This window comes from Kaistella flava (ex Peng et al. 2021) (assembly GCF_015191005.1).
In the GTDB taxonomy this organism is placed as follows: Bacteria; Bacteroidota; Bacteroidia; order Flavobacteriales; family Weeksellaceae; genus Kaistella; species Kaistella flava.
Genome location: NZ_CP040442.1, coordinates 523,681 through 545,227 on the forward strand (window position 1 = coordinate 523,681; position 21,547 = coordinate 545,227).

The 21,547-nt window shown below is 35.6% G+C and carries 21 protein-coding genes; 17 read left to right on the top strand and 4 right to left on the bottom strand.

The features are described from left to right. Positions 1 to 186: 186 nt before the first annotated feature. The gene (lysS, locus tag Q73A0000_RS02365) at positions 187 to 1,887 is read right to left on the bottom strand and encodes a lysine--tRNA ligase (protein ID WP_193812493.1); all 1,701 of its coding nucleotides are present in this window, start codon (positions 1,885 to 1,887) and stop codon (positions 187 to 189) included. A gap of 217 nt (positions 1,888 to 2,104) precedes the next feature. On the opposite strand from lysS, the gene Q73A0000_RS02370 reads away from it, so the two are divergent. From Q73A0000_RS02370 to lipB, 15 genes are all read left to right on the top strand, one after another. Continuing rightward, positions 2,105 to 2,488, top strand: coding sequence for a hypothetical protein (locus Q73A0000_RS02370; protein ID WP_193812494.1), 384 nt, complete (start codon positions 2,105 to 2,107; stop codon positions 2,486 to 2,488). Positions 2,489 to 2,577: 89 nt separating this feature from the next. Then, positions 2,578 to 3,087: a hypothetical protein gene (locus tag Q73A0000_RS02375; RefSeq protein ID WP_193812495.1), complete on the top strand. Its 510-nt coding sequence runs from the start codon at positions 2,578 to 2,580 to the stop codon at positions 3,085 to 3,087. 43 nt (positions 3,088 to 3,130) lie between these two features. Then, on the top strand, positions 3,131 to 6,301 hold the full coding sequence (locus tag Q73A0000_RS02380) for an efflux RND transporter permease subunit (protein WP_193812496.1): 3,171 nt from the start codon (positions 3,131 to 3,133) through the stop codon (positions 6,299 to 6,301). 260 nt (positions 6,302 to 6,561) lie between these two features. Beyond that, on the top strand, positions 6,562 to 7,785 hold the full coding sequence (locus Q73A0000_RS02385) for a TolC family protein (protein WP_193812497.1): 1,224 nt from the start codon (positions 6,562 to 6,564) through the stop codon (positions 7,783 to 7,785). 15 nt (positions 7,786 to 7,800) lie between these two features. Beyond that, complete coding sequence (locus tag Q73A0000_RS02390) at positions 7,801 to 8,370, top strand: cytochrome b/b6 domain-containing protein (RefSeq protein WP_193812498.1); 570 nt, start codon at positions 7,801 to 7,803, stop codon at positions 8,368 to 8,370. Between the two features lie 16 nt (positions 8,371 to 8,386). After that, the gene (locus Q73A0000_RS02395; RefSeq protein WP_193812499.1) at positions 8,387 to 9,511 is read left to right on the top strand and encodes an efflux RND transporter periplasmic adaptor subunit; all 1,125 of its coding nucleotides are present in this window, start codon (positions 8,387 to 8,389) and stop codon (positions 9,509 to 9,511) included. Positions 9,512 to 9,712: 201 nt separating this feature from the next. Continuing rightward, positions 9,713 to 11,131, top strand: coding sequence for an anthranilate synthase component I family protein (locus tag Q73A0000_RS02400; RefSeq protein ID WP_193812500.1), 1,419 nt, complete (start codon positions 9,713 to 9,715; stop codon positions 11,129 to 11,131). A gap of 12 nt (positions 11,132 to 11,143) precedes the next feature. Continuing rightward, a complete protein-coding gene (locus tag Q73A0000_RS02405) occupies positions 11,144 to 11,713 on the top strand; it encodes an anthranilate synthase component II (RefSeq protein WP_193812501.1) in 570 nt (189 codons plus the stop codon). Position 11,714: 1 nt separating this feature from the next. Next, a complete protein-coding gene (gene trpD / locus Q73A0000_RS02410) occupies positions 11,715 to 12,701 on the top strand; it encodes an anthranilate phosphoribosyltransferase (protein ID WP_193812502.1) in 987 nt (328 codons plus the stop codon). A 2-nt stretch (positions 12,702 to 12,703) separates the two neighbouring features. Continuing rightward, entirely contained in the window at positions 12,704 to 13,483 is a 780-nt protein-coding gene (trpC, locus tag Q73A0000_RS02415) for an indole-3-glycerol phosphate synthase TrpC (RefSeq protein ID WP_193812503.1), read from the top strand. A 15-nt stretch (positions 13,484 to 13,498) separates the two neighbouring features. After that, on the top strand, positions 13,499 to 14,161 hold the full coding sequence (locus Q73A0000_RS02420) for a phosphoribosylanthranilate isomerase (RefSeq protein ID WP_193812504.1): 663 nt from the start codon (positions 13,499 to 13,501) through the stop codon (positions 14,159 to 14,161). Positions 14,162 to 14,189: 28 nt separating this feature from the next. Beyond that, positions 14,190 to 15,374 carry a tryptophan synthase subunit beta gene (gene trpB, locus Q73A0000_RS02425; RefSeq protein ID WP_193812505.1) on the top strand — a complete coding sequence of 395 codons (1,185 nt, stop codon included), beginning with the start codon at positions 14,190 to 14,192 and terminating at the stop codon, positions 15,372 to 15,374. Next, complete coding sequence (locus Q73A0000_RS02430) at positions 15,371 to 15,913, top strand: MauE/DoxX family redox-associated membrane protein (RefSeq protein ID WP_193812506.1); 543 nt, start codon at positions 15,371 to 15,373, stop codon at positions 15,911 to 15,913. The genes trpB and Q73A0000_RS02430 overlap by 4 nt, the downstream gene beginning before the upstream one ends. Then, on the top strand, positions 15,910 to 16,644 hold the full coding sequence (trpA, locus tag Q73A0000_RS02435; protein ID WP_193812507.1) for a tryptophan synthase subunit alpha: 735 nt from the start codon (positions 15,910 to 15,912) through the stop codon (positions 16,642 to 16,644). Before Q73A0000_RS02430 ends, trpA begins: the two co-directional genes overlap by 4 nt. Before the next feature lie 218 nt (positions 16,645 to 16,862). Then, positions 16,863 to 17,585 (top strand): lipoyl(octanoyl) transferase LipB, encoded by a 723-nt coding sequence (gene lipB / locus Q73A0000_RS02440; RefSeq protein ID WP_193812508.1) that lies wholly within the window; start codon positions 16,863 to 16,865, stop codon positions 17,583 to 17,585. Between the two features lie 164 nt (positions 17,586 to 17,749). Here lipB and Q73A0000_RS02445 read toward each other — a convergent pair whose 3' ends face one another. Together Q73A0000_RS02445 and Q73A0000_RS02450 are read right to left on the bottom strand one after the other, a co-directional pair. Then, positions 17,750 to 18,367 carry a peptide deformylase gene (locus Q73A0000_RS02445; RefSeq protein WP_193812509.1) on the bottom strand — a complete coding sequence of 206 codons (618 nt, stop codon included), beginning with the start codon at positions 18,365 to 18,367 and terminating at the stop codon, positions 17,750 to 17,752. Between the two features lie 2 nt (positions 18,368 to 18,369). After that, complete coding sequence (locus Q73A0000_RS02450; protein WP_193812510.1) at positions 18,370 to 18,663, bottom strand: putative quinol monooxygenase; 294 nt, start codon at positions 18,661 to 18,663, stop codon at positions 18,370 to 18,372. Positions 18,664 to 18,792: 129 nt separating this feature from the next. Here Q73A0000_RS02450 and Q73A0000_RS02455 point away from each other — a divergent pair, with 129 nt between their 5' ends. Both Q73A0000_RS02455 and Q73A0000_RS02460 read left to right on the top strand, forming a co-directional pair. Then, entirely contained in the window at positions 18,793 to 20,118 is a 1,326-nt protein-coding gene (locus Q73A0000_RS02455; RefSeq protein WP_193812511.1) for a dihydrolipoamide acetyltransferase family protein, read from the top strand. Between the two features lie 436 nt (positions 20,119 to 20,554). Beyond that, a complete protein-coding gene (locus Q73A0000_RS02460) occupies positions 20,555 to 21,025 on the top strand; it encodes a GNAT family N-acetyltransferase (RefSeq protein ID WP_193812512.1) in 471 nt (156 codons plus the stop codon). Between the two features lie 72 nt (positions 21,026 to 21,097). On the opposite strand, the gene Q73A0000_RS02465 is transcribed toward Q73A0000_RS02460, so the two are convergent. Next, complete coding sequence (locus Q73A0000_RS02465; RefSeq protein WP_193812513.1) at positions 21,098 to 21,547, bottom strand: GAF domain-containing protein; 450 nt, start codon at positions 21,545 to 21,547, stop codon at positions 21,098 to 21,100.

The following is a 21,547-nucleotide window of genomic DNA, read 5'->3' on the forward strand; positions in this document are numbered from 1 at the left end:
AATGTAATTTTTTGGGTGTTTTTATATTGTAACATCAAATTTACATCATTATTTTTATACTGATTTTCCCTCATGAATATAAGACTGATAGATGGTTTAATTGACGAAACGCGAGTGAATATATAGAACTTAAAAATAAAAAAGCGAACTATAACAGCTCGCTTTTGGTAATTTATTTTGTTTAAACTAGATTGTTTTCATCAAAACGACATCGTCAATCTTCTCTACTTTTACTAAATTGTATTTTGTTAAGTTCTTGGTAGCTTTGTCCCATTTCTTTCCAGACAGGTTAGATTTTACTTTTACAAGTCCCAATGTCATTGGTTCTTCTGAAGAATTCAAAATTTCCAAAACCAATTTTTCGTCTTCATCCAGTTCAAAAGTTGGTGTTGCTTTTTCAGGTTTCATTTGTGGGAAGAATAATACTTCTTGAATAGATGGATTGTTCGTTAAAAACATAATCAAACGGTCCATACCGATTCCTAATCCTGAAGTTGGCGGCATTCCGTATTCCAAGGCTCTCAAGAAATCTTCATCAATAAATTGTCCTGCTTCATCATCACCTTTCTCAGCCAGTTTTAATTGTGCTTCAAAACGCTCTCTTTGGTCGATGGGATCATTTAATTCCGAATAAGCATTTGCGATTTCTTTTCCACAAACCATTAATTCAAAACGTTCTGTTAAACCTTCTTTGCTTCTGTGTTTCTTTGTTAAAGGTGACATTTCAATAGGGTAGTCCGTAATGAAAGTCGGTTGGATATAATTTCCTTCACATTTCTCACCAAAAATTTCATCAATTAATTTTCCTTTACCCATTGTTTCATCCACTTCAACTCCGATTGATCTTGCAAAATCGAACAATTCCTGTTCTGATTTTCCCGTGATATCAAATCCGGTAAAATGTTGAATTGATTCCGTCATCGAAACTCTCGGATATGGCGCTTTCCAGTTAATGGTTTGTTCACCGAAAGTTGAATCCGTAGATCCGTTCACTTGAATTGCAGAAAATTCCAACAATTTCTCAGTGAAATCCATCATCCAGTTATAATCTTTGTAGGCAACGTAAATTTCCATCGCCGTAAATTCTGGGTTATGAGTTCGGTCCATTCCTTCATTTCTAAAGTTTTTCGAGAATTCATAAACACCGTCAAATCCACCTACGATCAATCGTTTTAGATATAATTCGTTGGCAATTCTTAAATATAATGGAATGTCTAAAGCGTTGTGATGCGTGATAAAAGGTTTTGCTGCGGCACCACCTGGAATCGCCTGTAAAATGGGAGTTTCAACTTCAAAATAACCTGCAGTATTAAAGTAGGTTCTCATCGCATTGAACAGTTTTGTTCTTTTAATGAAGACTTCTTTTACTTGCGGATTTACGATTAAATCTACATAACGTTGTCTATATCGAAGTTCCGGATCATTGAAAGCATCAAAAGTATTTCCGTCAGCATCAACTTTCGGTAACGGAAGCGGACGTAAAGATTTAGTTAGAATTTTGAAACTTTCCACTTTGACGGTCATTTCACCAACTTGAGTGTTAAATAATGTTCCTTCAATTCCGATGATATCACCGATGTCTAAAAGGTGTTTGTACACTTCATTATAAAGGGTTTTATCTTCACCAATACAGATTTCATCACGGTTAAAATAAACCTGAATTTTACCCTCAGAATCCTGAAGTTCAGCAAAACTTGCTTTCCCTTGAATTCTACGGCTCATCAAACGACCTGCAATAGTTACTTTTTTACCTTCAGTAAAATTCTCCTTTATTGTTTTAGACGTTTCTGTAATTTTATATTCTTCGGCCGGAAAAGCATTAATACCCATTTTTTCTAGGGTTTGTAACTTTTCTCTTCTAATGATTTCCTGTTCTGATAACTGCATTTTTCTTGCTATTTTAAGAGTGCAAATTTAGTAAATTTTTAGGGAAGAAAAGAACGTAGAAATTCTCGTTAAATTTAAATGTTTTGCAGTAGTTTTTCATTTTTAAAGTCATTTTGTTTTTAAATATTTTAATGGAAATAAACATGATATTTATTTGGATTGATTCCAAATCTTCAATATATTATCTTCCGTGGGCAATTTTCCTTAAATTTGTAATGTGAAAAAATGGTTGGTTTATTTTATGATTGTTACTTATCTCGCTTCTTTTTGTGAGATGAGACAAGTTGCGAAATTACCGAATCTCATTGAGCACTACATTTCTCATAAAATTGAGAATCCTGATATTTCTGTTTTTGCATTTTTAAAAATGCATTACCTCGACGAGCAAAAAATAGATAAAGATTATGATCAGGATATGAAATTGCCTTTCAAAACTCATGATTTATCCAGCATTTCAATCGTTTTAAATATTCCACCAGAAAAAACAACTTTTACTTTGCAACATCAATCTATATATGTTGATGTTTCTTCAAGTTTTTCTTATTCGGAAAAATTCTATCCTTCTGTATTTCAAAAAATCTGGGAACCTCCTAAAATTTAATTTAAAATTTTCCCGTGTAAAATCAGGTCGAATCTTTCGATTCTAACTGGTTTTATCCTAGACTAAATTTAAATTTTAGATTCAAAAAAATGGACGAATTACATTTGCATTTGGTGGTCAACCATTTGCCAATTATATTTCCTATCGTAGGAATTATAATACTCCTCATCGGAATTTTCAGTAAATCCGAAGTTACCAAACGAAACGCCTACTTCATTTTTATTCTCGGAGCCTTTACTTCAATGGCCGCAATGGGAACAGGTGAAGGTGCTGAAAATTCTGCAACAAAAATTGCAGGTCTTTCTGAAAATCTGATAAAAAAACATGAAGAAGTCTCTGAAATATTTGCAGCCTTAACTTACGTTTTGGGAGCAATCTCTATGGTTGCTCTCATTGCCAGTTTCAGAAATTCAGTCATATCGAAATATGCGCCGTTTGTGGTCGGAATTCTCGCAATTGTTTGTCTCTTCTTTGCTCAAAAAGTGGGAACAACCGGTGGTGAAATTAAACACAACGAGATCAGAACTGGCCAAGACTTCGACTATCGAAATTTTGAAGGCAATGGTCCGGCTTCCAAAAGTGATAAACATGATGATTAATAATGTTATCAGAGTTTATCTGGTAACTTCTTAAAGAAATAATATGCTTAATAAAATTATAGAATTTTCTATAAAAAATAAACTGATCATCATTTTGATGACGCTTGGTTTAATTATTTATGGACTGTTCGAACTCAGAAATCTACCGATCGATGCAGTTCCTGATATCACAGATAATCAGGTTCAGATCATCACCGTTTCACCAAGTTTGGGTGCGCCGGATGTCGAACGGTTTATTACCTTTCCTTTAGAACAGATCAATTATAATATTCAGGGAATCAAAGAAATGCGAAGTTTTTCGCGCTTTGGTTTATCTGTAATTACCATTGTGTTTAAAGACGATATCGATTTAATGGTCGCTCGTCAACAAGTTGCGGAGCGGCTTCAACAAGTTTCAAAAGATATTCCCACCAATTTAGGAGTTCCGCAAATGGCACCAATTTCTACAGGTTTAGGGGAAATTTATCAATATGTGGTTCGTCCGAAAAAAGGGTACGAACACCGATACAATCCCATGGAATTACGAACGATTCAAGATTGGATTGTCCGCCGACAATTGCTCGGAACGCCTGGAGTCGCTGATGTCGCCAGTTTTGGTGGCTATTTAAAACAATATGAAGTTGCCGTAAATCCCGCTATTTTAAAATCAATGGGCGTTACCATCACCGAAGTTTTTGATGCTTTGCAAAAGAACAATCAAAATACCGGTGGTGCTTATATTGAAAAAGGACCCAGCGTTTTGTTTATCAGAACGGAAGGTTTGATGAATCAAATTCCGGACATTGAAAACACAGTGGTTAAAAATTTGGCTGATGGAACTCCAATTCTCATTAAAAATATTGGTAAAGTTCAATACGGAAAAGCCATCCGTTATGGTGCAATGACTTACAACGGCGAAGGCGAAGTTGCCGGTGCCGTCGTGATGATGATGAAAGGAGCAAACTCCAATGAAGTCATCAAAGATGTTAAAGATAGAATCGCTGAAATTCAAAAAACACTTCCGGAAGGAGTGAAAATAGATGCGTTTCTGGACCGAACAAAAATGGTGAATAATGCCATCAGTACGGTAAGTAAAAACTTATTGGAAGGTGCTTTAATTGTAATCTTCGTCTTGGTTTTATTTCTTGGAAATTTCCGTGCGGGACTTTTGGTTGCATCCGTCATTCCTTTGGCAATGCTTTTCGCCATTATCATGATGAATATTTTCGGTGTTTCTGGAAACTTAATGAGTTTAGGCGCGTTGGATTTTGGTTTGATTGTCGATGGAGCCGTGATTATTGTCGAAGCAATTCTGCATCGGTTTAAACATTTAACAAAGTTTCAGGACAAGAAAATTTCCCAGGAATTTATGGATCGCGAAGTTTATACTTCCTCCAGTACCATGATGAATTCAGCGGTTTTCGGTCAAATTATTATCCTGATTGTATACCTGCCAATTTTAACGTTACAAGGAATTGAAGGAAAAATGTTTAAGCCAATGGCACAAACTGTAATCTTCGCTTTACTCGGTGCCTTTATCCTTTCGCTGACGTACATTCCAATGATGAGTTCTTTGTTTTTATCTAAAAAAATAAATCTAAAGAAAAACTTTTCAGATAAAATGATGGCAAAGTTTGAAGCCTTTTACCATCGAACTTTAAATTTCGTTTTAAAGATTCCGAACTTGGTTTTCTTCAGCGTTGTCGGATTATTTTTAATCTCTTTGTTTGTGATGTCAAGATTGGGTGGAGAATTTATTCCCTCGCTGCCCGAAGGAGATTTTGCTGTCGATACCCGAGTTTTACCCGGAAGTAATTTGAAAACCTCTACTGATGCGGTTCAGAAATCTTCAAAAATTTTAATGAAGAAATTCCCGGAAATCGAAAAAATTGTCGGAAAAACCGGAAGCAGTGAAATCCCAACCGATCCAATGCCGATCGATGCAAGTGACATGATGATCATTCTGAAACCTCGCAAAGAATGGACTTCTGCTAAAACTTATAATGAGTTATCGGAAAAGATGTCCGCTGAATTAAAGAAAAATCTCGTCGGCGTTACCTATTCTTTCCAATATCCAGTTGCCATGCGTTTTAACGAATTAATGACAGGAGCAAGACAAGACGTTGTTTGTAAAATTTACGGTGAAGATCTGGATACTTTAAAAGTGTATGCTGAAAAGTTAGGTGAGATTTCTAAGAAAATTGATGGCGCTCAAAATATTTACGTAGAACCAATTTCAGGAATGCCACAAATCGTGATTTCTTACAAAAGAGAAGCGCTTTCGCAGTTCGGTTTAAATGTCGAAGATGTCAATAATATTGTCAACACTGCATTTGCCGGACAATCTACAGGTTCTGTTTTCGAAGGCGAAAAGAAATTCGATCTCGTCGTTCGTTTAGATGGTGAGCAAAGAAAGAATGTTGAGGACGTCAACAATCTGTTAATTTCTACACCTTTAGGAACTGAAATTCCGTTAAGCACCGTTGCAAGTGTTGAACTCAAAGAAAGCGTCAATCAAATTCAACGTGAAAACGCACAACGCAGAATCATCGTTGGGTTCAATGTCAGAAACCGCGATATTCAGTCGACCGTAGAAGATTTACAGAAAGTCGTCGAAAAATATTTCAAACTTCCACCCGGATATTCCATTTCTTACGGCGGAACATTTGAAAACCTTCAACACGCGAAATCCCGTTTAATGATCGCAGTTCCCATCAGTTTATTGCTGATTTTATTGATGCTCTATTTCGCCTTTAATTCCGTGAAATATGGCTTGCTCATTTTCTCCGCAATTCCACTTTCAATGATTGGCGGAATTATGTCGCTCTGGATTCGCGGAATGAATTTCAGTATTTCCGCCGGTGTCGGTTTCATCGCACTTTTCGGAGTTGCCGTATTAAATGGAATCGTATTAATCGCCGAATTTAACCGTCAGAAATTGCATCATTCCGATTTAAAAGACGTCGTAAAAATCGGTGGAAGAACCAGATTACGTCCGGTTTTAATGACCGCTTTAGTCGCCTCACTCGGCTTTTTACCAATGGCTTTAAGTCAAGGCGAAGGCGCAGAAGTTCAAAGACCTTTAGCAACAGTCGTCATCGGCGGATTGCTCTTGGCCACGTTCCTCACGCTCTATTTGTTGCCCCTAATTTACATTTGGTTCGAAGAACATTTCCCAGACCGACGTAAAAAAATTGTAGAAATAAGTGCCGAAGAAGATGGTTACGATGAGTAAAATAATGATTTGGGCAGACATTTCCGCCTGAGTTTATCCTGAGCTTGTCGAAGGGCTCCCGCTTTTTTTTATTGGTGGCTTCGACAAGCTCAGCCACCAATAAAAAAGAGCTCCGCTCAAGTCGGGCTGCAGATTTTAGATAAAATAAAAAGTCAGATAAAAATAAAGGTTTACGCACTTTTTGCAAACTTTTGACTGACTTAAAAAAAATAAAACTTTTGCCTCTTTTGCGGTAAAAAAATCATTTAAAGAATTTAAAAATGAAACAAATTATAAAAATAATTATAACATTTTCAGTAGTGATAGCAATTCAACTGAAAGCACAAACGCCGATTTCACTCGAATCGGCTTACGAAAAAGCCTTTAAAAATAATCTCAATTTAAAAAACGGACAACTTCGAATTGATTACCAAGACAAGATCAAAAAATCTTCTGCCGTAATCGATCCGCTGAACGTTTCCGGAGAAATCGGTCAATTCGTTTCCGCTTATACGGATACTAAATTTTCAGTCAATCAAACTTTCAGATTACCTGGTTTTTACAACAGTCAGAAACAGGTTTTAATGGAAGAATGGAAAAACTCCATGCTGAATTTAGATCTTCAAAAATGGCAATTGAAACGCGAGATCGCTTTGATTTACAATGAACTCAATTATCAGACGGAAAAAGAAAAATTGCTATTGAGAGCCGATTCCATTTATACCAATTATTACAAACGCGCTGAACTCAGATTGAAAAAAGGAGAAAGTAATATTCTGGAAAAAACCACGGCAGAAAATTACAGAAGTCAGGCTGAAATTCAGTTGGCAAATCTGAAGAAAGACCGTGAAGTTTCCCTTTATCAGTTCAATTATCTGATCAATGATGAAACAATGTATTCAAACGAAAATTCAAATTTCTATGAAATGAATGGTCCGACTCAAGATCTGAATTATGCTGGAAATCCCATAGTTTTAAAGCAACTGGAACAGCAGAAAGCGATAGAACTGGCCAAATTAAATGCAGAAAAATCCAAACTTTTGCCGACCTTTAATATTGGGTATAATAATTCCAGCATGTACGGAACTGGCGCAGATGACAAGTTTTATGAAAGATCAGCTCGTTTTCATTCCGGAATGATTGGCGTTGGAATTCCACTTTTTAATGGAGCGCAGAAATCATTGATTGAAGGACAGAAAATCAACCAACTCATCGCGGAAAACAATTATGAACTCGGTTCCAGAAATTTAAAAAATCAATACGCAACACTTTTCGGTGAATATGAAAAACTAAAAAGTGAAACAGATTATTACAAATCCAAAGGTTTAAAAAATGCAGAAACGATTATGAAAACCGCAAACCGATTGTATTATGAAGGTGAAATCAATTATCTGGAATGGTCCATTTTGATCAACCAAAGTTTAGATATTCAAAACAAACTCATCGACACCCAAAAATTGCTGAATGAGAAAACAATTCAGTTAAATAATTTAACGCAACAATAATTTAAAATAAACAAAATGAAAACATATACCGTCCTTCACCGCGTCCTTCACTGGATTTTTGCACTGGGAATCCTGGTTTTATTTACCACCGGATTTCTCCGAATTGTGTGGATGAGCAAAGCCGTAATTTCTGCAGCCGTTAATAAAAATGCACAAATTCAAAGTTTAAATCTGGATAAACAAAGTCTTCGAACCATCGTTCATTCCATTCAGGATCCTATGTTTCAATGGCATGTTTACGCTGCTTACGTCATTACTTTTGCCTTTATCGCCAGAATTATTTATATGATTGTAAAGGGAATTAGATTTCCGAATCCTTTTCTAAAAACAACGTCTGCTAAAGAGAAATTTCAAGGTTTTATCTACGTCGGATTTTACGTGTTAATAGCCGTTCAAATAATTACGGGAAGTGTTCTAAAATTTGAGATCGGCTCAGAATCTTTTGCTGATTTAGCAGAAACGACGCATAAACTCGCGGTTTACTGGATGCCGATTTTCGTTATTTTACACTTCGGCGGAATTGCCATTTCTGAAAATACAAATCGAAAAGGAATCACCTCAAAAATGATCGGTGGTGAATCTTAACAACAAAATTTTTAAAATGAAAAAAGTACTTATAATATTTTTAAGCCTCATGATTTTTTCCTGCTCCAAAGAAGAAGTGGTTCCGGAAGAAATCGGCACCGTCGTTGGAGATCAGGTTTCTTTAACCGATCTGCAAATCAAAAATTCGGGCATTGAAACCAGCACTTTAAACAACCTCGATATCGCTCATAAAATTATGCTCACCGGGCAGGTTGACGTTCCACCGCAAGGAATGGCAAGTGTTTCGGCGCCAAGCGGAGGTTACGTGCGAGTTTCGAGATTTATGCCGGGAAATTATGTTTCTAAAGGACAGACTTTAGCCACTTTAGAAAATCCAGAATTGGTGCAGTTGCAGCAGGATTATCTGTTGGCAAAATCGAATTTACAATACGCCCAACAGGATTATTCGCGCCAAAAAGATTTGAATGAAAACAAAGCCAGTTCTGATAAGGTGACTCAAAAAGCCTTTAATGAAAGCCAGAATCAAAATATAATGATGAAAGGAATGGCGCAAAAATTAACCGCGATGGGAATTAATCCAGGCTCTTTAAATGCGAATAATATCCGCCGAACTTTTGCCGTAACATCTCCAATTTCCGGTTATATTTCTACGGTAAACGTGAATATCGGACAATATGTTTCGCCCATGGATAAAATGTTTGATATCGTCAATACTGGTGATTTACATTTGGCTTTAAAGGTTTTTGAAAAGGATTTAAGTAAGATTAAAGTTGGTCAGAAAGTTTTCGCTTATACCAATCAAAATCCTACCAAAAAATATGAAGCCCGCGTTTTTATTATTGGAAAAGATTTCTCCGCGGACCGAAGTGTTTTGGTACATTGTCATTTTGTTGATAACAGTTTGGCTTTACTTCCGGGAACTTTTATGAACGCCGAAATGGAAGCCGATTCTGAAGATGGAATTGTAATACCCGATGACGCCATCGTAACCTGGGAAGAAAAACAATATATTTTTGAAGAAGTTAAACCCAAAACCTACAAGATGTTTCCCGTAGAAATCGGAAATGCTGAAAATGGATTTACGGAACTTTTAAATTTTAAAGAAGAAAATAAAAGTAAAAAATTCGTAACCAAAGGCGCTTATCAATTATTAATGGCGCTGAAAAATGTAGAAGAATAAATTTTTAAAAATTTACTTGCAGATAAAAAAAACATTTATATATTTGCTCCAATGAAAACAAGAACAAACATTACTTGGTGGCATCATTCAAACTTCAAAAGGGTCTGAAGCAAATCTTGTATTCTGTTTGTAAAAACATATAAAAAGACTTTGACGTGACTCGTTAAGGTCTTTTTTTTTATCTAAATTTTAAAAAACATCATGGAATTTAATCAAACTGTTAACATAAAAACAACCATCAAATCGGTGATGAGCGATCTATTCACGCCCGTCGGAATTTATCTGCGACTTCGTGATAAATTTCGCGATACCATTTTGTTGGAAAGTGCCGGAAATCAAAATACCGATAACAACTTTTCTTTTATCGCCATCAATGCCGTTGCCGGAATTGAAATCCGAAATTTTCATGAAGCAGAAATAAAATTTCCAGTTGGTAATCCACATAAGATCGCTTTAGAAAAAGAGAAGTTGAGTGAATTATTAAATGATTTCACCAAATGTTTTGTTTGTGAAGAACCATCTAAAGAAATTGGTAAATCGGCACAAGGATTTTTTGGTTACACGAGTTACGATGCGATTCCGTTTTTTGAAAACATTCAATTTAAAGAACTTTCAGACGAAAATAAAATTCCATTATTACGATATCGTCTTTATCAGTATGTGATTGCGATTAATCATTACAACGATGAGATGTTCATCATCGAAAATAAAATCGATGGACTGAAATCAAATACGATCGAAATTGAAAACTTGATCAACCAGAAAAATGCTCCTATTTTTCCGTTCAAAATCACCGATTATGAAACTTCAAATTTGAAAGATGAAGAATATCGAGAATTGGTAGAAACCGCAAAGAAACACTGTTTCCGTGGCGATGTTTTCCAATTGGTTTTGAGCCGAAGGTTTGAGCAAAAATTTAATGGTGATGAATTCAATGTTTACCGTGCTTTGCGACATATTAATCCTTCTCCTTATTTATTTTATTTCGATTACGGAGATTTCAAATTAATGGGCTCCAGTCCAGAAAGTCAACTGATCATAAAAGACGGAAAAGCTATTATTCATCCGATTGCGGGAACTTTTAAAAGAACTGGTGAAGTTCAGAAAGATTTAGAAGCAGCAGAAGAATTGAAAAAAGATGCGAAAGAAAATGCAGAACATACGATGCTTGTCGATTTAGCGCGAAATGATTTAAGCATTTGCGGTAAAAATACGACGGTTACGAAGTTGAAAGAAGTTCAGTTTTTTTCTCACGTCATTCACTTGGTAAGCGAGGTTACCGCCGATGTTGAAGAAAATCAAAATCCTTATGAAATGATCGCTACTACTTTTCCTCAGGGAACTTTGAGTGGCGCCCCAAAATATAAAGCGATGGAATTGATCGATTCTTATGAGAAAACTTCGCGTTCCTTTTACGGCGGTTGTATCGGGTTTGTCGGTTTCGATGGAAGTTGCAATCAGGCGATTATGATCCGAACTTTTTTAAGTAAAAATAACACGCTTTATTATCAAGCCGGTGCTGGAATCGTTGCAAAATCTACAGCGGAAAATGAATTGCAGGAAGTGAATAATAAACTGAATGCGCTGAAAATGGCGGTTAAAAAAGCAACCTCAATTTAAGAAAATACAATTATGAAAATATTAGTCTTCGATAATTACGACAGTTTTACGTATAATTTAGTTCAAATGATTGAGCAGATCAGTGGCGATAAAGTAGATGTATTCCGAAATGATCAAATCAGTTTAGAGGAGATCGAAAAGTATGATAAGATCGTTCTTTCTCCCGGTCCGGGAATTCCGAGTGAAGCGGGAATCTTAATTGAACTGATTAAAAAATACGCGCCAACAAAATCGATTTTAGGAGTTTGTCTTGGTCAGCAGGCGATTGCGGAAGCATTTGGCGGAAGTTTGATTAATCTCACGGAGATTTATCACGGCGTTGCAACGAACGCTCAAACAATTAAAAAAGACGCTCGACTTTTAAGGGATTTACCCGAAAATCTGGAAGTTGGTAGATATCATAGTTGGGCCGTAAATCCCGTAGATTTCCCCGAAGAACTGGAAATTACGTCAGTTGATGAGAACGGAATGATCATGTCGCTTCAACATAAAAACTACGATGTTCAGGCAGTTCAATATCATCCGGAAAGTATCTTGACACCGCACGGAAAAAAGATTATCCAAAATTTTTTACAGAATTAAAATGAAAGAAATATTACAATATTTATTCGACCATCAAACTTTGAGCAAAGCTCAGGCGAAATCAATTCTACTGGAAATTTCAAAGAATATTTTTAATGAAATTGAAGTGACTTCTTTCGTTACCGTGTTTTTGATGCGTAGTATTACGTTGGCAGAATTGGAAGGTTTTACCGAAGCATTGCAACAACTTGCGCCGAAAATTCACTTGGGAACGGATGATTTGGTGGACATTGTTGGAACCGGTGGCGATGGAAAAAACACGTTTAATATTTCAACTTTGGCGAGTTTGGTTGTTGCCGGAACTGGACAAAAAGTAGCGAAACATGGAAATTATGCGGCCTCAACAATTAGTGGAGCGTCCAACGTTTTGGAAACTTTAGGTTATCGGTTTAAAGAAACAGAAGCCGATTTGAAAAACGATTTAGAAAAAGGAAATTTCTGTTATTTACACGCACCAATTTTTCACACTTCATTGAAGTCAATTGCACCGATGCGTAAAAATTTAGGTTTAAAAACTTTTTTCAATATGTTGGGACCTTTGATTAATCCGGCTCAACCAAAATATACCATGATAGGTGTTGCGAATTTGGAAATCGCACGGATTTACCAATATTTATTACAGAAGAAAAATGCTGATTTTTTACTCGTAAATGCTTTAGATGGTTACGACGAAATCAGTTTGACGAGCGATACGAAAATCATTAATAAATATGGCGAAAAGATTTATTCAGCCGAAGAATTGCAGTTTAAAAATATCGAAGCAGAAACTATTTTCGGTGGTAACAGTATTGAACAAGCAGCGCAAATTTTCAAAGGCATTTTAGAAGGAAAGGGAACGTACGAGCAGAACGCCGTTGTTTTAGCCAATGCATCCATGGCTTTGAAAAATACGGAGAAATATGGCGATTACGAAAATTGTTTAATGATGGCGAAAGAAAGTTTAATGGAAGGAAAAGCCTTGAATTGTTTAAATCTTTTAATTGATTAGAAATGAATATTCTCGATAAAATAATTGAACAAAAAAAGCACGAAGTTTCGGAAGCAAAAAAGAAAATTTCTTTAACGCAATTAAAAGATGCAGCACTTTTTAACCGAAAAACTTTTTCCTTAAAAGAATCAGTGAAATCGGGTTGTGGAATAATTGCTGAATTTAAAAGACAATCGCCAAGTAAAGGAATTATTAATGATAAGGCAGAGGTTTTAGAAGTTGCAAAATCATATCAAAAATTTGGAGCAAGTGGAATTTCAATCCTGACTGATTCAGAATTTTTTGGAGGGAAATTAGAAGATATTTTGAAAGTACGAAGTGAAATTTCAATTCCTATTTTGCGAAAAGATTTCATGATTGATGAATATCAGTTTTACGAAGCAAAAGTGAATGGAGCAGACGTGATTTTATTAATCGCTTCGTGTCTTTCTCCAAACCAAGTTCAGGAGTTTACACAATTATCTCACGAATTAGGTTTAGAAGTTTTGTTGGAAATTCATACAGAAGATGAGTTAAATCACTGCAATAAAAACATTGATTTAGTCGGAATTAATAATAGAAACCTCAAAGATTTTAAAGTTGATTTACAACATTCGGTCAATTTGAAAAACCTTTTGCCAAAAGAAGTTTTGGCAGTTGCAGAAAGCGGAATTTTTTCTGTAGAAGATTTTAAATTTTTGAAGGAAAAAGGGTTTGATGGATTTTTAATGGGAGAATATTTTATGCGAAATGAAAATCCAGGAATTGCTTTTGAAGAATTTATAAAAGATGTTAGAAACTAGATTTTAGAAATTAGAATGAGCCAACAACCAACAATAGATAACCGACAACCAAAACTTAAGGTTTGCGGTTTAACAAAACTAGATCAAATTGAAGAATTAATTTCTTTAAAGACAGATTTTTTGGGCTTTATCTTTTATAAGAAATCGCCGCGTTATGTTTTAAATTCTTTGACTTTAGATCAAATAAGATCAATAAACCATCAAGGAAAAGTTGGAGTTTTTGTTAATGAAAGTCTAGAACAAATTATAGAAATATCTGAAAAAGCCGGACTCAATTTCATTCAACTTCACGGTGATGAACTTGATGATTTTATTTTAGAATTAAGAGAAAAACTACATCCTGAAATTAAAATAATCAAAGTCTTTAGAATAGGAACAGAACTAGAAAATTTAAAATTTAAAATCCAAAATTTAAAATCTGAAGTAGATTATTTTCTTTTCGATACCGATTCAAAAGCTTTTGGTGGAACAGGAAAATCATTCGACTGGCAAGTTTTAAATGAATTAGAAATCACCAAACCGTACTTTTTAAGTGGTGGAATTTCAGAAGAGAATATTGAAAATATCAAATTATTAAAACAGAAACCCTTTGCTTTAGATATCAATTCAAAATTTGAAATTGAACCTGGAAATAAAAACATAGACAAAATAAAAGAAATTAAAAAACTTCTCGATTAAAAAGTTGAGAAATGATAAAAAAGATAAGATGAAAACATACAGAAACCCAGATGAAAATGGTTATTACGGCGAATTTGGTGGTGCCTTTGTGCCGGAAATGTTATACCCAAATGTAGAGGAACTTCAACATAATTATTTAGAAATAATTAATTCTGCTGAATTTCAGGAGGAATACCAAGATTTGTTGAAGAATTACGTTGGTCGTGCAACTCCGTTATATTTTGCGAAGAATTTGAGCGAAAAATATCAGACGCAAGTTTATCTGAAAAGAGAAGATTTGAACCATACTGGCGCGCATAAAATTAACAATGCTTTAGGTCAAGCCTTGCTCGCTAAAAAATTAGGAAAGCATAGAATTATTGCAGAAACTGGCGCAGGACAACATGGCGTTGCGACGGCAACTGCTTGTGCTTTGCTCGGATTAGAATGCATTATTTATATGGGCGAAGTTGACATTGCCCGTCAAGCACCGAATGTTGGACGAATGAAAATGTTGGGAGCAACCGTTATTCCTGCGACTTCTGGATCTAAAACTTTGAAAGATGCAGTGAATGAAGCGTTAAGAGACTGGATTAATAATGCTTCTACAACGCATTATATTATTGGAAGTGTGGTTGGTCCGCATCCTTTTCCAGATTTGGTAGCGCGGTTTCAAAGTGTAATTTCTGAAGAAATAAAATGGCAGTTGAAGGAAAAGATCGGACGTGAAAATCCAGATGTTGTGATTGCTTGTGTTGGTGGCGGAAGTAATGCTGCCGGAACTTTCTATCATTTTGTAGATGAGCCGAGTGTGAAGATTATCGCTGCTGAAGCGGGAGGTTTTGGTTTGGATTCTGGTAAATCTGCGGCGACGACTTTTTTGGGAACGTTAGGAGTTTTGCATGGAAGTAAAAGTTTGGTCATGCAAACCGAAGATGGACAAGTCATCGAACCTCATTCGATTTCTGCAGGATTGGATTATCCTGGAATTGGACCTTTTCACGCCAATTTAGCCATAGGAAAAAGAGCGGAATTTTTCAGTATTACTGATGATGAAGCATTGAAATCTGCTTTTGAATTAACGCAAATAGAAGGAATTATTCCGGCTTTGGAATCTGCGCATGCTTTGGCAGTTTTAGAAAAGAAAAGTTTTGGAAAAGATGAAGTTGTGGTTATTTGTTTGAGTGGAAGAGGCGATAAGGATATGGAAACGTATTTGAAACTGTTGGAATGAAAATATCGAAGGCTGAAATTTTTAATATCTTCGAATGGATCGCAGTTTACATTGTAGCCGTTTATATGATTATCTATGGCGTCTCAAAACCAATGCAGTTCGGCGATATCCAATCTTATAGACAACCCATCAATGAAATGGATTCAATGTCCTTAATGTGGGCATTTTATTCCTATTCAAAACCTTACGCTATCATCATTGGAGTATTCGAAGTTTTAGGAGCGGTGTTATTGATGATTCCCACAACAAGAATATTTGGTGGATTTGTTTTAAGTTCAATTTTAATAAATATCATTCTTCAAGATTATTTTTTCAAAGTTCATGCAGGAGCATTAGCAAATGCAATTTTATTTCAACTATTAATTTTAATAATTCTGTTCAGACATCGCGGCAAAATTCTGGATGCTTTGAAAATTTTAAGAGGTAAGTTTATCTTTAAAATAAGATGGATTTATATTCCGATTGGCATTGTGATGATTGCAATTATTGAATTATTAATGTTTAGTATCAACTATTTAATTAAATTTTTAAACCCATGAAAAAACTGAATATATATTTCACTGCGGGAATTCCCCAATTGAAAGACACTACTAAAATTTTAAAATTAATCCAAAATTCCGGTGCTGATTATATCGAAATCGGAATGCCGTATTCTGATCCGGTTGCTGATGGACCTGTGATTCAAAAAGCACACGAAATTGCGTTGAAGAACGGAATGACCATCGCTGAACTTTTTGAACAATTAAAAACGGTAAAATCAGAAATGAATATTCCGATTATTTTGATGGGCTATATTAATCCAGTTTTAAGTTTTGGATTTGAAGAATTCTGTAAAGAATGTAAGGAGTCTGGAGTTTCGGGATTGATTATTCCGGATTTGCCGCCCGTGGAATTTGAGAAAAACTACCGATCGATTTTAGAAAAATACAATCTGAATTTTATCTTTTTGGTGACGCCAGAAACTTCGGATGAAAGAATAAAATATTTGGATTCTTTGAGTTCCGGATTTTTATATGCGGTTTCAAGTTCTTCCACGACAGGAAATGAGGCAAAAGAAATCAACAATGAAGAATATCTGAATCGACTTGCAAATTTAGGTTTGAAAAATCCAGTGATGATTGGGTTTGGAATTAAAAATAAATCTGATTTTGATAAGGTAACTGAAAAAGCAGATGGCGGAATTATCGGAACGGCTTTCGTGAATATTTTGCTTAATAATGATGACTGGGCAAAAAAAGGAGAAAACTTTATTCGTAGCATAATAAATTAATTTTATAAATTTGCCCAGGAAAAAACAAAGAACCTTCTTCCTTAATTTTAGAAATAAAAATTGAAAAGAGGCGGAATCTCGCAATAGGGATAGAAGTGGAAATCCCGGAGTAGAGGCGCGAGCGAAGCGAGCGCCGAAACGAGGAATTGTAACGGATAGCCCGACCCAAGCGGGTGGAATAGCGTCGGAGAGGGGATTGCCCAAAAAAGTAAAATAAAATGACAAGCACACAGAATAGAACTTTGCAGTTTCAGGAATTAGGGTTGATGCATTATGAACCGGCTTTTGAATTTCAGGAGAAACTGATGAAGGAAATCATCGATTTGAAATTGGAGAATCGCAACCGAACGGACGATGAACAGGTAGAAACACCGAATTATTTATTGTTTGTAGAGCATCCGCATGTTTATACAATCGGGAAATCCGGAGACGAGCATAATATGCTGGCAAATGCGAAGAAGTTGGAAGAAATCAATGCGACTTATGTGAAGACGAATCGCGGTGGAGATATTACGTATCATGGTTTCGGGCAGATTGTGGGATATCCGATTTTGGATTTGGATAATTTTAAATCTGACATTCATCTTTATATGCGAAATTTGGAGGAAGTGATTATTCGCACGATTGCTGAATATGGTTTGAAAGGCGAAAGAAGTGAAGGAGAAACCGGTGTTTGGCTGGATGTTGGAAAACCGTATGCGCGTAAGATTTGTGCGATGGGTGTGAAGACTTCTAAATGGGTGACCATGCATGGTTTGGCGTTGAATGTGAACACCGATTTGCGCTATTTCGAATATATTATTGCGTGCGGAATTAAAGATAAAGGCGTGACTTCTTTGCAAAGAGAATTAGAACGAGAATTCTCTGATGAGGAAATGGATGAAGTGAAAGAGAAAATTAAAAAACATTTCTGTGACGTTTTTGAAGCGCAGATTGTTTAAAATTTATTCTCACAGATTTCACGGATTCTCACAGATTTAATAATAACTGAAAATCACCTCGCGAAAGGTGATTTTTTTATTTGTAAAATTCAACTAATAAAGCAATTACAGAAAATAGTTAGAACGAATCTGTGTAAATCCGTGAAATCTGTGCGCTAAAAAAATCACTTTACTTCCTTATACAATTCAACTTTTTCGAAAGTCTTCATTTTCTGATTCTCTATTTTATCAGATATTAAAATCCCAGAAAGATGATCGATTTCGTGCTGCAGAATAACCGCCGTAAAACCTTCTACAATTTCAGTGTGTTTCTTTCCCTTTAAATCAAAATATTCTAACTGAATGACTTGACTTCTGTAGAAGTTATCTCTGAAAACCTCGATGGATAAATCACCTTCCGGACCTAAATTCAAAACTTCTGAACGCCACAGAATTTTTGGATTGATAAAATATTCTAACGGTTTTCCGTCTTTATCAAACCTTTTTGCCCAAATGATATTCCGGTTGATTCCAACTTGTGGTGCTGCGATTCCGACACCGCTTCCCGTAGAAAGAAGTGCGAGTTTCATTCGGTTGACTAAAATCTTTGTGTATTTATCTTTTGGATTTGCATCCATCGATTGATCGAGTAAAACTCGATGCTGCAAAGAATCAGATGTTTGAAAAATAGGCAAGGCTGAATCGATAGTTCCTTCCGTAATTCTTGAAATTTCTGATTTTGTATATTTTTGAGAAAAGACAAAAACAGAAAATAAGACGAATAATAAGGAAACCTTCTTCATGATTAAAACGTTTTGTATCCTTTATAAACCTGCGCAGATTTCTCCAACATCGATGCCGATTGATTTCTAAAATTCATCAAATGATCTGTGCCATTGTGTTGATGGTGATGTTCGTCACTTTCCCAAAGTTCAATAATAAAGAAAACACCTTTATTCGTGTTGTCTTCGATCAAGTCGTACTGTAAACAACCTTCTTCCTTTCGGGTTTCAAAAACTAATTTTTTCAGTAATTCCAAAGCGTCCATCAAATCACTTTCTTTGAACTGGAATAAGGCTACGATATGCAGGTTTTTCATTAAAATAAATATTTAGACAAATGTAAAAATAGAAAACTTAATTATTGAAATAAAATCAAAAAAATGCCCTAAAAATTCGTTTTTTCTTAATGGGAAAATTTTTTATCTTTGTGAAAATCGAAATATAAAATGGCAGAATATAAATTACTACTTCCATCGATGGGAGAGGGCGTGATGGAAGCGACGATTATCAGTTGGATGTTCAATGAAGGAGATTCCGTAAAGGAAGATGACTCCGTTGTAGAAATTGCAACCGACAAAGTTGATTCCGATGTTCCGACTCCGGTTTCGGGGAAAATTATTAAAATCCTGAAGCAGAAAGATGAAGTTGCAAAAATTGGTGAAGCAATCGCAATTTTAGAAGTTGCCGGCGCTGGAGATGCAGTTGCTGATCAACCTCAAGAACCAAAATCTGCGGAAGACGTTAAAACTGAAATTCCAAATGTAGATTCTGACGTTGTAAGAGGTTTGCAGGAAGCGTTGGAAAGTTCAAAAACTTCTACCAGTTTCGAAGGTTCTGACTTATATCTATCTCCATTAGTAAAATCAATCGCACAGAATGAAAAAATTTCTGACAACGAATTGCAATCTATTAAAGGAAGTGGTTTAGACGGAAGAATTACCAAAGAAGATATATTGTCATTTGTTGCGAATAGAACCGCTCCTGCAGCTCCACAAGCAGCCGCAGCACCAATTTCTGTAGCCGCAACTCCAGCACCGGTTTCTGCACCAATTAAATTGGGCGCAGGTGACGAGATTATCCAAATGGATAGAGTGCGTAAAATCATTGCAGATGCAATGGTCAACTCAAAAAGAATTTCGCCACACGTTACTTCATTCATCGAATCCGATTTGACGAACGTTGTAAGATGGAGAACGAAACATAAAGATATTTTCGAAAAGAGAGAAGGTGAAAAATTGACGTATATGCCGATTTTTGTTCACGCAATTGTGAAAGCAATTCAGGACTTCCCGATGATCAACGTTTCTGTAGATGGCGATAAAATCATCAAAAAGAAAAACATCAATATCGGAATGGCAACGGCACTTCCAGACGGAAACCTTATTGTTCCTGTTATTAAAAACGCAGACCAACTTTCACTTTCCGGTTTAGCAAAAGCGATCAATGATTTGGCTTACCGTGCAAGAAATAAAAAATTAAGACCGGAAGATACGCAAGGTGCAACGTATACGATTTCTAACGTTGGCGGTTTCGGAAACCTAATGGGTACGCCGATTATTCCACAACCTCAAGTTGCTATTTTAGCGGTTGGTGCGATTGTGAAAAAACCTGCAGTTTTGGAAACTAAAGATGGCGACGTGATTGCAATACGTAATTTGATGTTCATGTCACATTCTTACGATCACCGTGTAGTAGACGGTTCTTTGGGTGGAATGTTCCTGAAACATGTTCACGATTATCTTCAAAACTGGGATATGAATACTGAAATTTAATTTTCGGAAGACCAAAATATAAAAGCAAACCTTTGAGAATTTCTCAAAGGTTTTTTTTTGGAGCTTAATCCCGCTTTCCGCTATATCTGTCTGCCGACAGGCAGGTCTTTTCCTCGTCGTTCCTCCTCAGAAAAGGATGTCGCTGCAAATCGAAGAATGAGATTCGACGATTCCTTAAAAAAAATAAAAAAATAGAGTCAATCGGGGCTATTTACGAGTGGATTTTTAAATTAAATTATCGCGATATTATTTAATTCTGATTTGCCACGAATGCACGAATAATACTTTTTATTAATCAAGATTTTTTATAGCAAGAAAATTCGTGCATTCGTGGCATTTATTCAGCCAATAAATTTCAAAACTGCTTTCTTTATCACGTCATTTTAAATAAAATTCTTTCAAAAACCTTAACTTTGATTTCTAAAATTAAAAAGAAATGTTCACGATTAGAAAAGCCACGCCAGAAGATACTCCAGTAATTTTTGATCTTATTAAAAAACTCGCCGTTTATGAAAAAATGGAAGACGAAGTTGTAACTTCGGTAGAGGAACTTCAGGAAAATATATTTGTAAAGAAATTCGCACACGTCATCATCGGCGAAGAAAATGGTATTCCGGCTGGATTTGCGCTTTATTTCTACAATTTTTCAACTTTTGTAGGAAAACCCGGATTGTATTTGGAAGACCTTTATGTAGAGCCAGAACACCGCGGAAAAGGATACGGAAAAACCTTGCTCATTGAACTGACAAAAATTGCAAAAGCAGAAAACTGCGGAAGAATGGAGTGGTCGGTTCTAAACTGGAATCAGCCCGCCATCGATTTCTACGAATCACTTCAAGCAAAACCTATGAATGAATGGACCGTTTACCGTTTAGATAAAAAAGGAATCGCTGATTTAGCAGAATAAAAAACCATTAAAAAACCCAAAAGTGTGGACTTACTATAAATCCACACTTTTTTTATTTTAATCAAATATTGATTACATAATCTTTGCAACTTCTGCACAAAGCCATTCCAGCATCTCACGATCTTCATCTGTGAATGGATCTACTTTGTGAGAGTCAATATCAATTTGTCCGATATTTTGACCATCTTTCATAATCGGAACTACGATTTCTGCTTTGGTGTCGATTGAACAACTCAAATAGTTGTCTTGCTCATGAACATCCGGAACAACGAAAGTTTCATTAGACACAGCCACCTGACCACAAATTCCTTTTCCGTAAGGAATAATGGTATGATCTGTCGGAGCACCAAAGTAAGGTCCTAAAATCAATTCTTCTTTGTCACCGTTTTTAAAGTAAAATCCGGTCCAGTTGAAATAGGAAATTTCTTGATCCAATAAAGTACAGATTTTTTGAAGTTTTTCTTCTTTATTATTTTTTGGACTTTCTAATATAATAGAAAGTCGTTTTTTTATTTCTGACAT

Bases quoted from the DNA above. Each gene is read 5' to 3' on its own strand.
- lysS (WP_193812493.1), bottom strand. From the start codon at position 1,887: ATGCAGTTATCAGAACAGGAAATCATTAGAAGAGAAAAGTTACAAACC.
- Q73A0000_RS02375 (WP_193812495.1), top strand. From the start codon at position 2,578: ATGGACGAATTACATTTGCATTTGGTGGTCAACCATTTGCCAATTATA.
- Q73A0000_RS02380 (WP_193812496.1), top strand. From the start codon at position 3,131: ATGCTTAATAAAATTATAGAATTTTCTATAAAAAATAAACTGATCATC.
- Q73A0000_RS02385 (WP_193812497.1), top strand. From the start codon at position 6,562: ATGAAACAAATTATAAAAATAATTATAACATTTTCAGTAGTGATAGCA.
- Q73A0000_RS02390 (WP_193812498.1), top strand. From the start codon at position 7,801: ATGAAAACATATACCGTCCTTCACCGCGTCCTTCACTGGATTTTTGCA.
- Q73A0000_RS02395 (WP_193812499.1), top strand. From the start codon at position 8,387: ATGAAAAAAGTACTTATAATATTTTTAAGCCTCATGATTTTTTCCTGC.
- Q73A0000_RS02400 (WP_193812500.1), top strand. From the start codon at position 9,713: ATGGAATTTAATCAAACTGTTAACATAAAAACAACCATCAAATCGGTG.
- Q73A0000_RS02405 (WP_193812501.1), top strand. From the start codon at position 11,144: ATGAAAATATTAGTCTTCGATAATTACGACAGTTTTACGTATAATTTA.
- trpD (WP_193812502.1), top strand. From the start codon at position 11,715: ATGAAAGAAATATTACAATATTTATTCGACCATCAAACTTTGAGCAAA.
- trpC (WP_193812503.1), top strand. From the start codon at position 12,704: ATGAATATTCTCGATAAAATAATTGAACAAAAAAAGCACGAAGTTTCG.
- Q73A0000_RS02420 (WP_193812504.1), top strand. From the start codon at position 13,499: ATGAGCCAACAACCAACAATAGATAACCGACAACCAAAACTTAAGGTT.
- trpB (WP_193812505.1), top strand. From the start codon at position 14,190: ATGAAAACATACAGAAACCCAGATGAAAATGGTTATTACGGCGAATTT.
- Q73A0000_RS02430 (WP_193812506.1), top strand. From the start codon at position 15,371: ATGAAAATATCGAAGGCTGAAATTTTTAATATCTTCGAATGGATCGCA.
- trpA (WP_193812507.1), top strand. From the start codon at position 15,910: ATGAAAAAACTGAATATATATTTCACTGCGGGAATTCCCCAATTGAAA.
- lipB (WP_193812508.1), top strand. From the start codon at position 16,863: ATGACAAGCACACAGAATAGAACTTTGCAGTTTCAGGAATTAGGGTTG.
- Q73A0000_RS02445 (WP_193812509.1), bottom strand. From the start codon at position 18,367: ATGAAGAAGGTTTCCTTATTATTCGTCTTATTTTCTGTTTTTGTCTTT.
- Q73A0000_RS02450 (WP_193812510.1), bottom strand. From the start codon at position 18,663: ATGAAAAACCTGCATATCGTAGCCTTATTCCAGTTCAAAGAAAGTGAT.
- Q73A0000_RS02455 (WP_193812511.1), top strand. From the start codon at position 18,793: ATGGCAGAATATAAATTACTACTTCCATCGATGGGAGAGGGCGTGATG.
- Q73A0000_RS02460 (WP_193812512.1), top strand. From the start codon at position 20,555: ATGTTCACGATTAGAAAAGCCACGCCAGAAGATACTCCAGTAATTTTT.
- Q73A0000_RS02465 (WP_193812513.1), bottom strand. From the start codon at position 21,547: ATGTCAGAAATAAAAAAACGACTTTCTATTATATTAGAAAGTCCAAAA.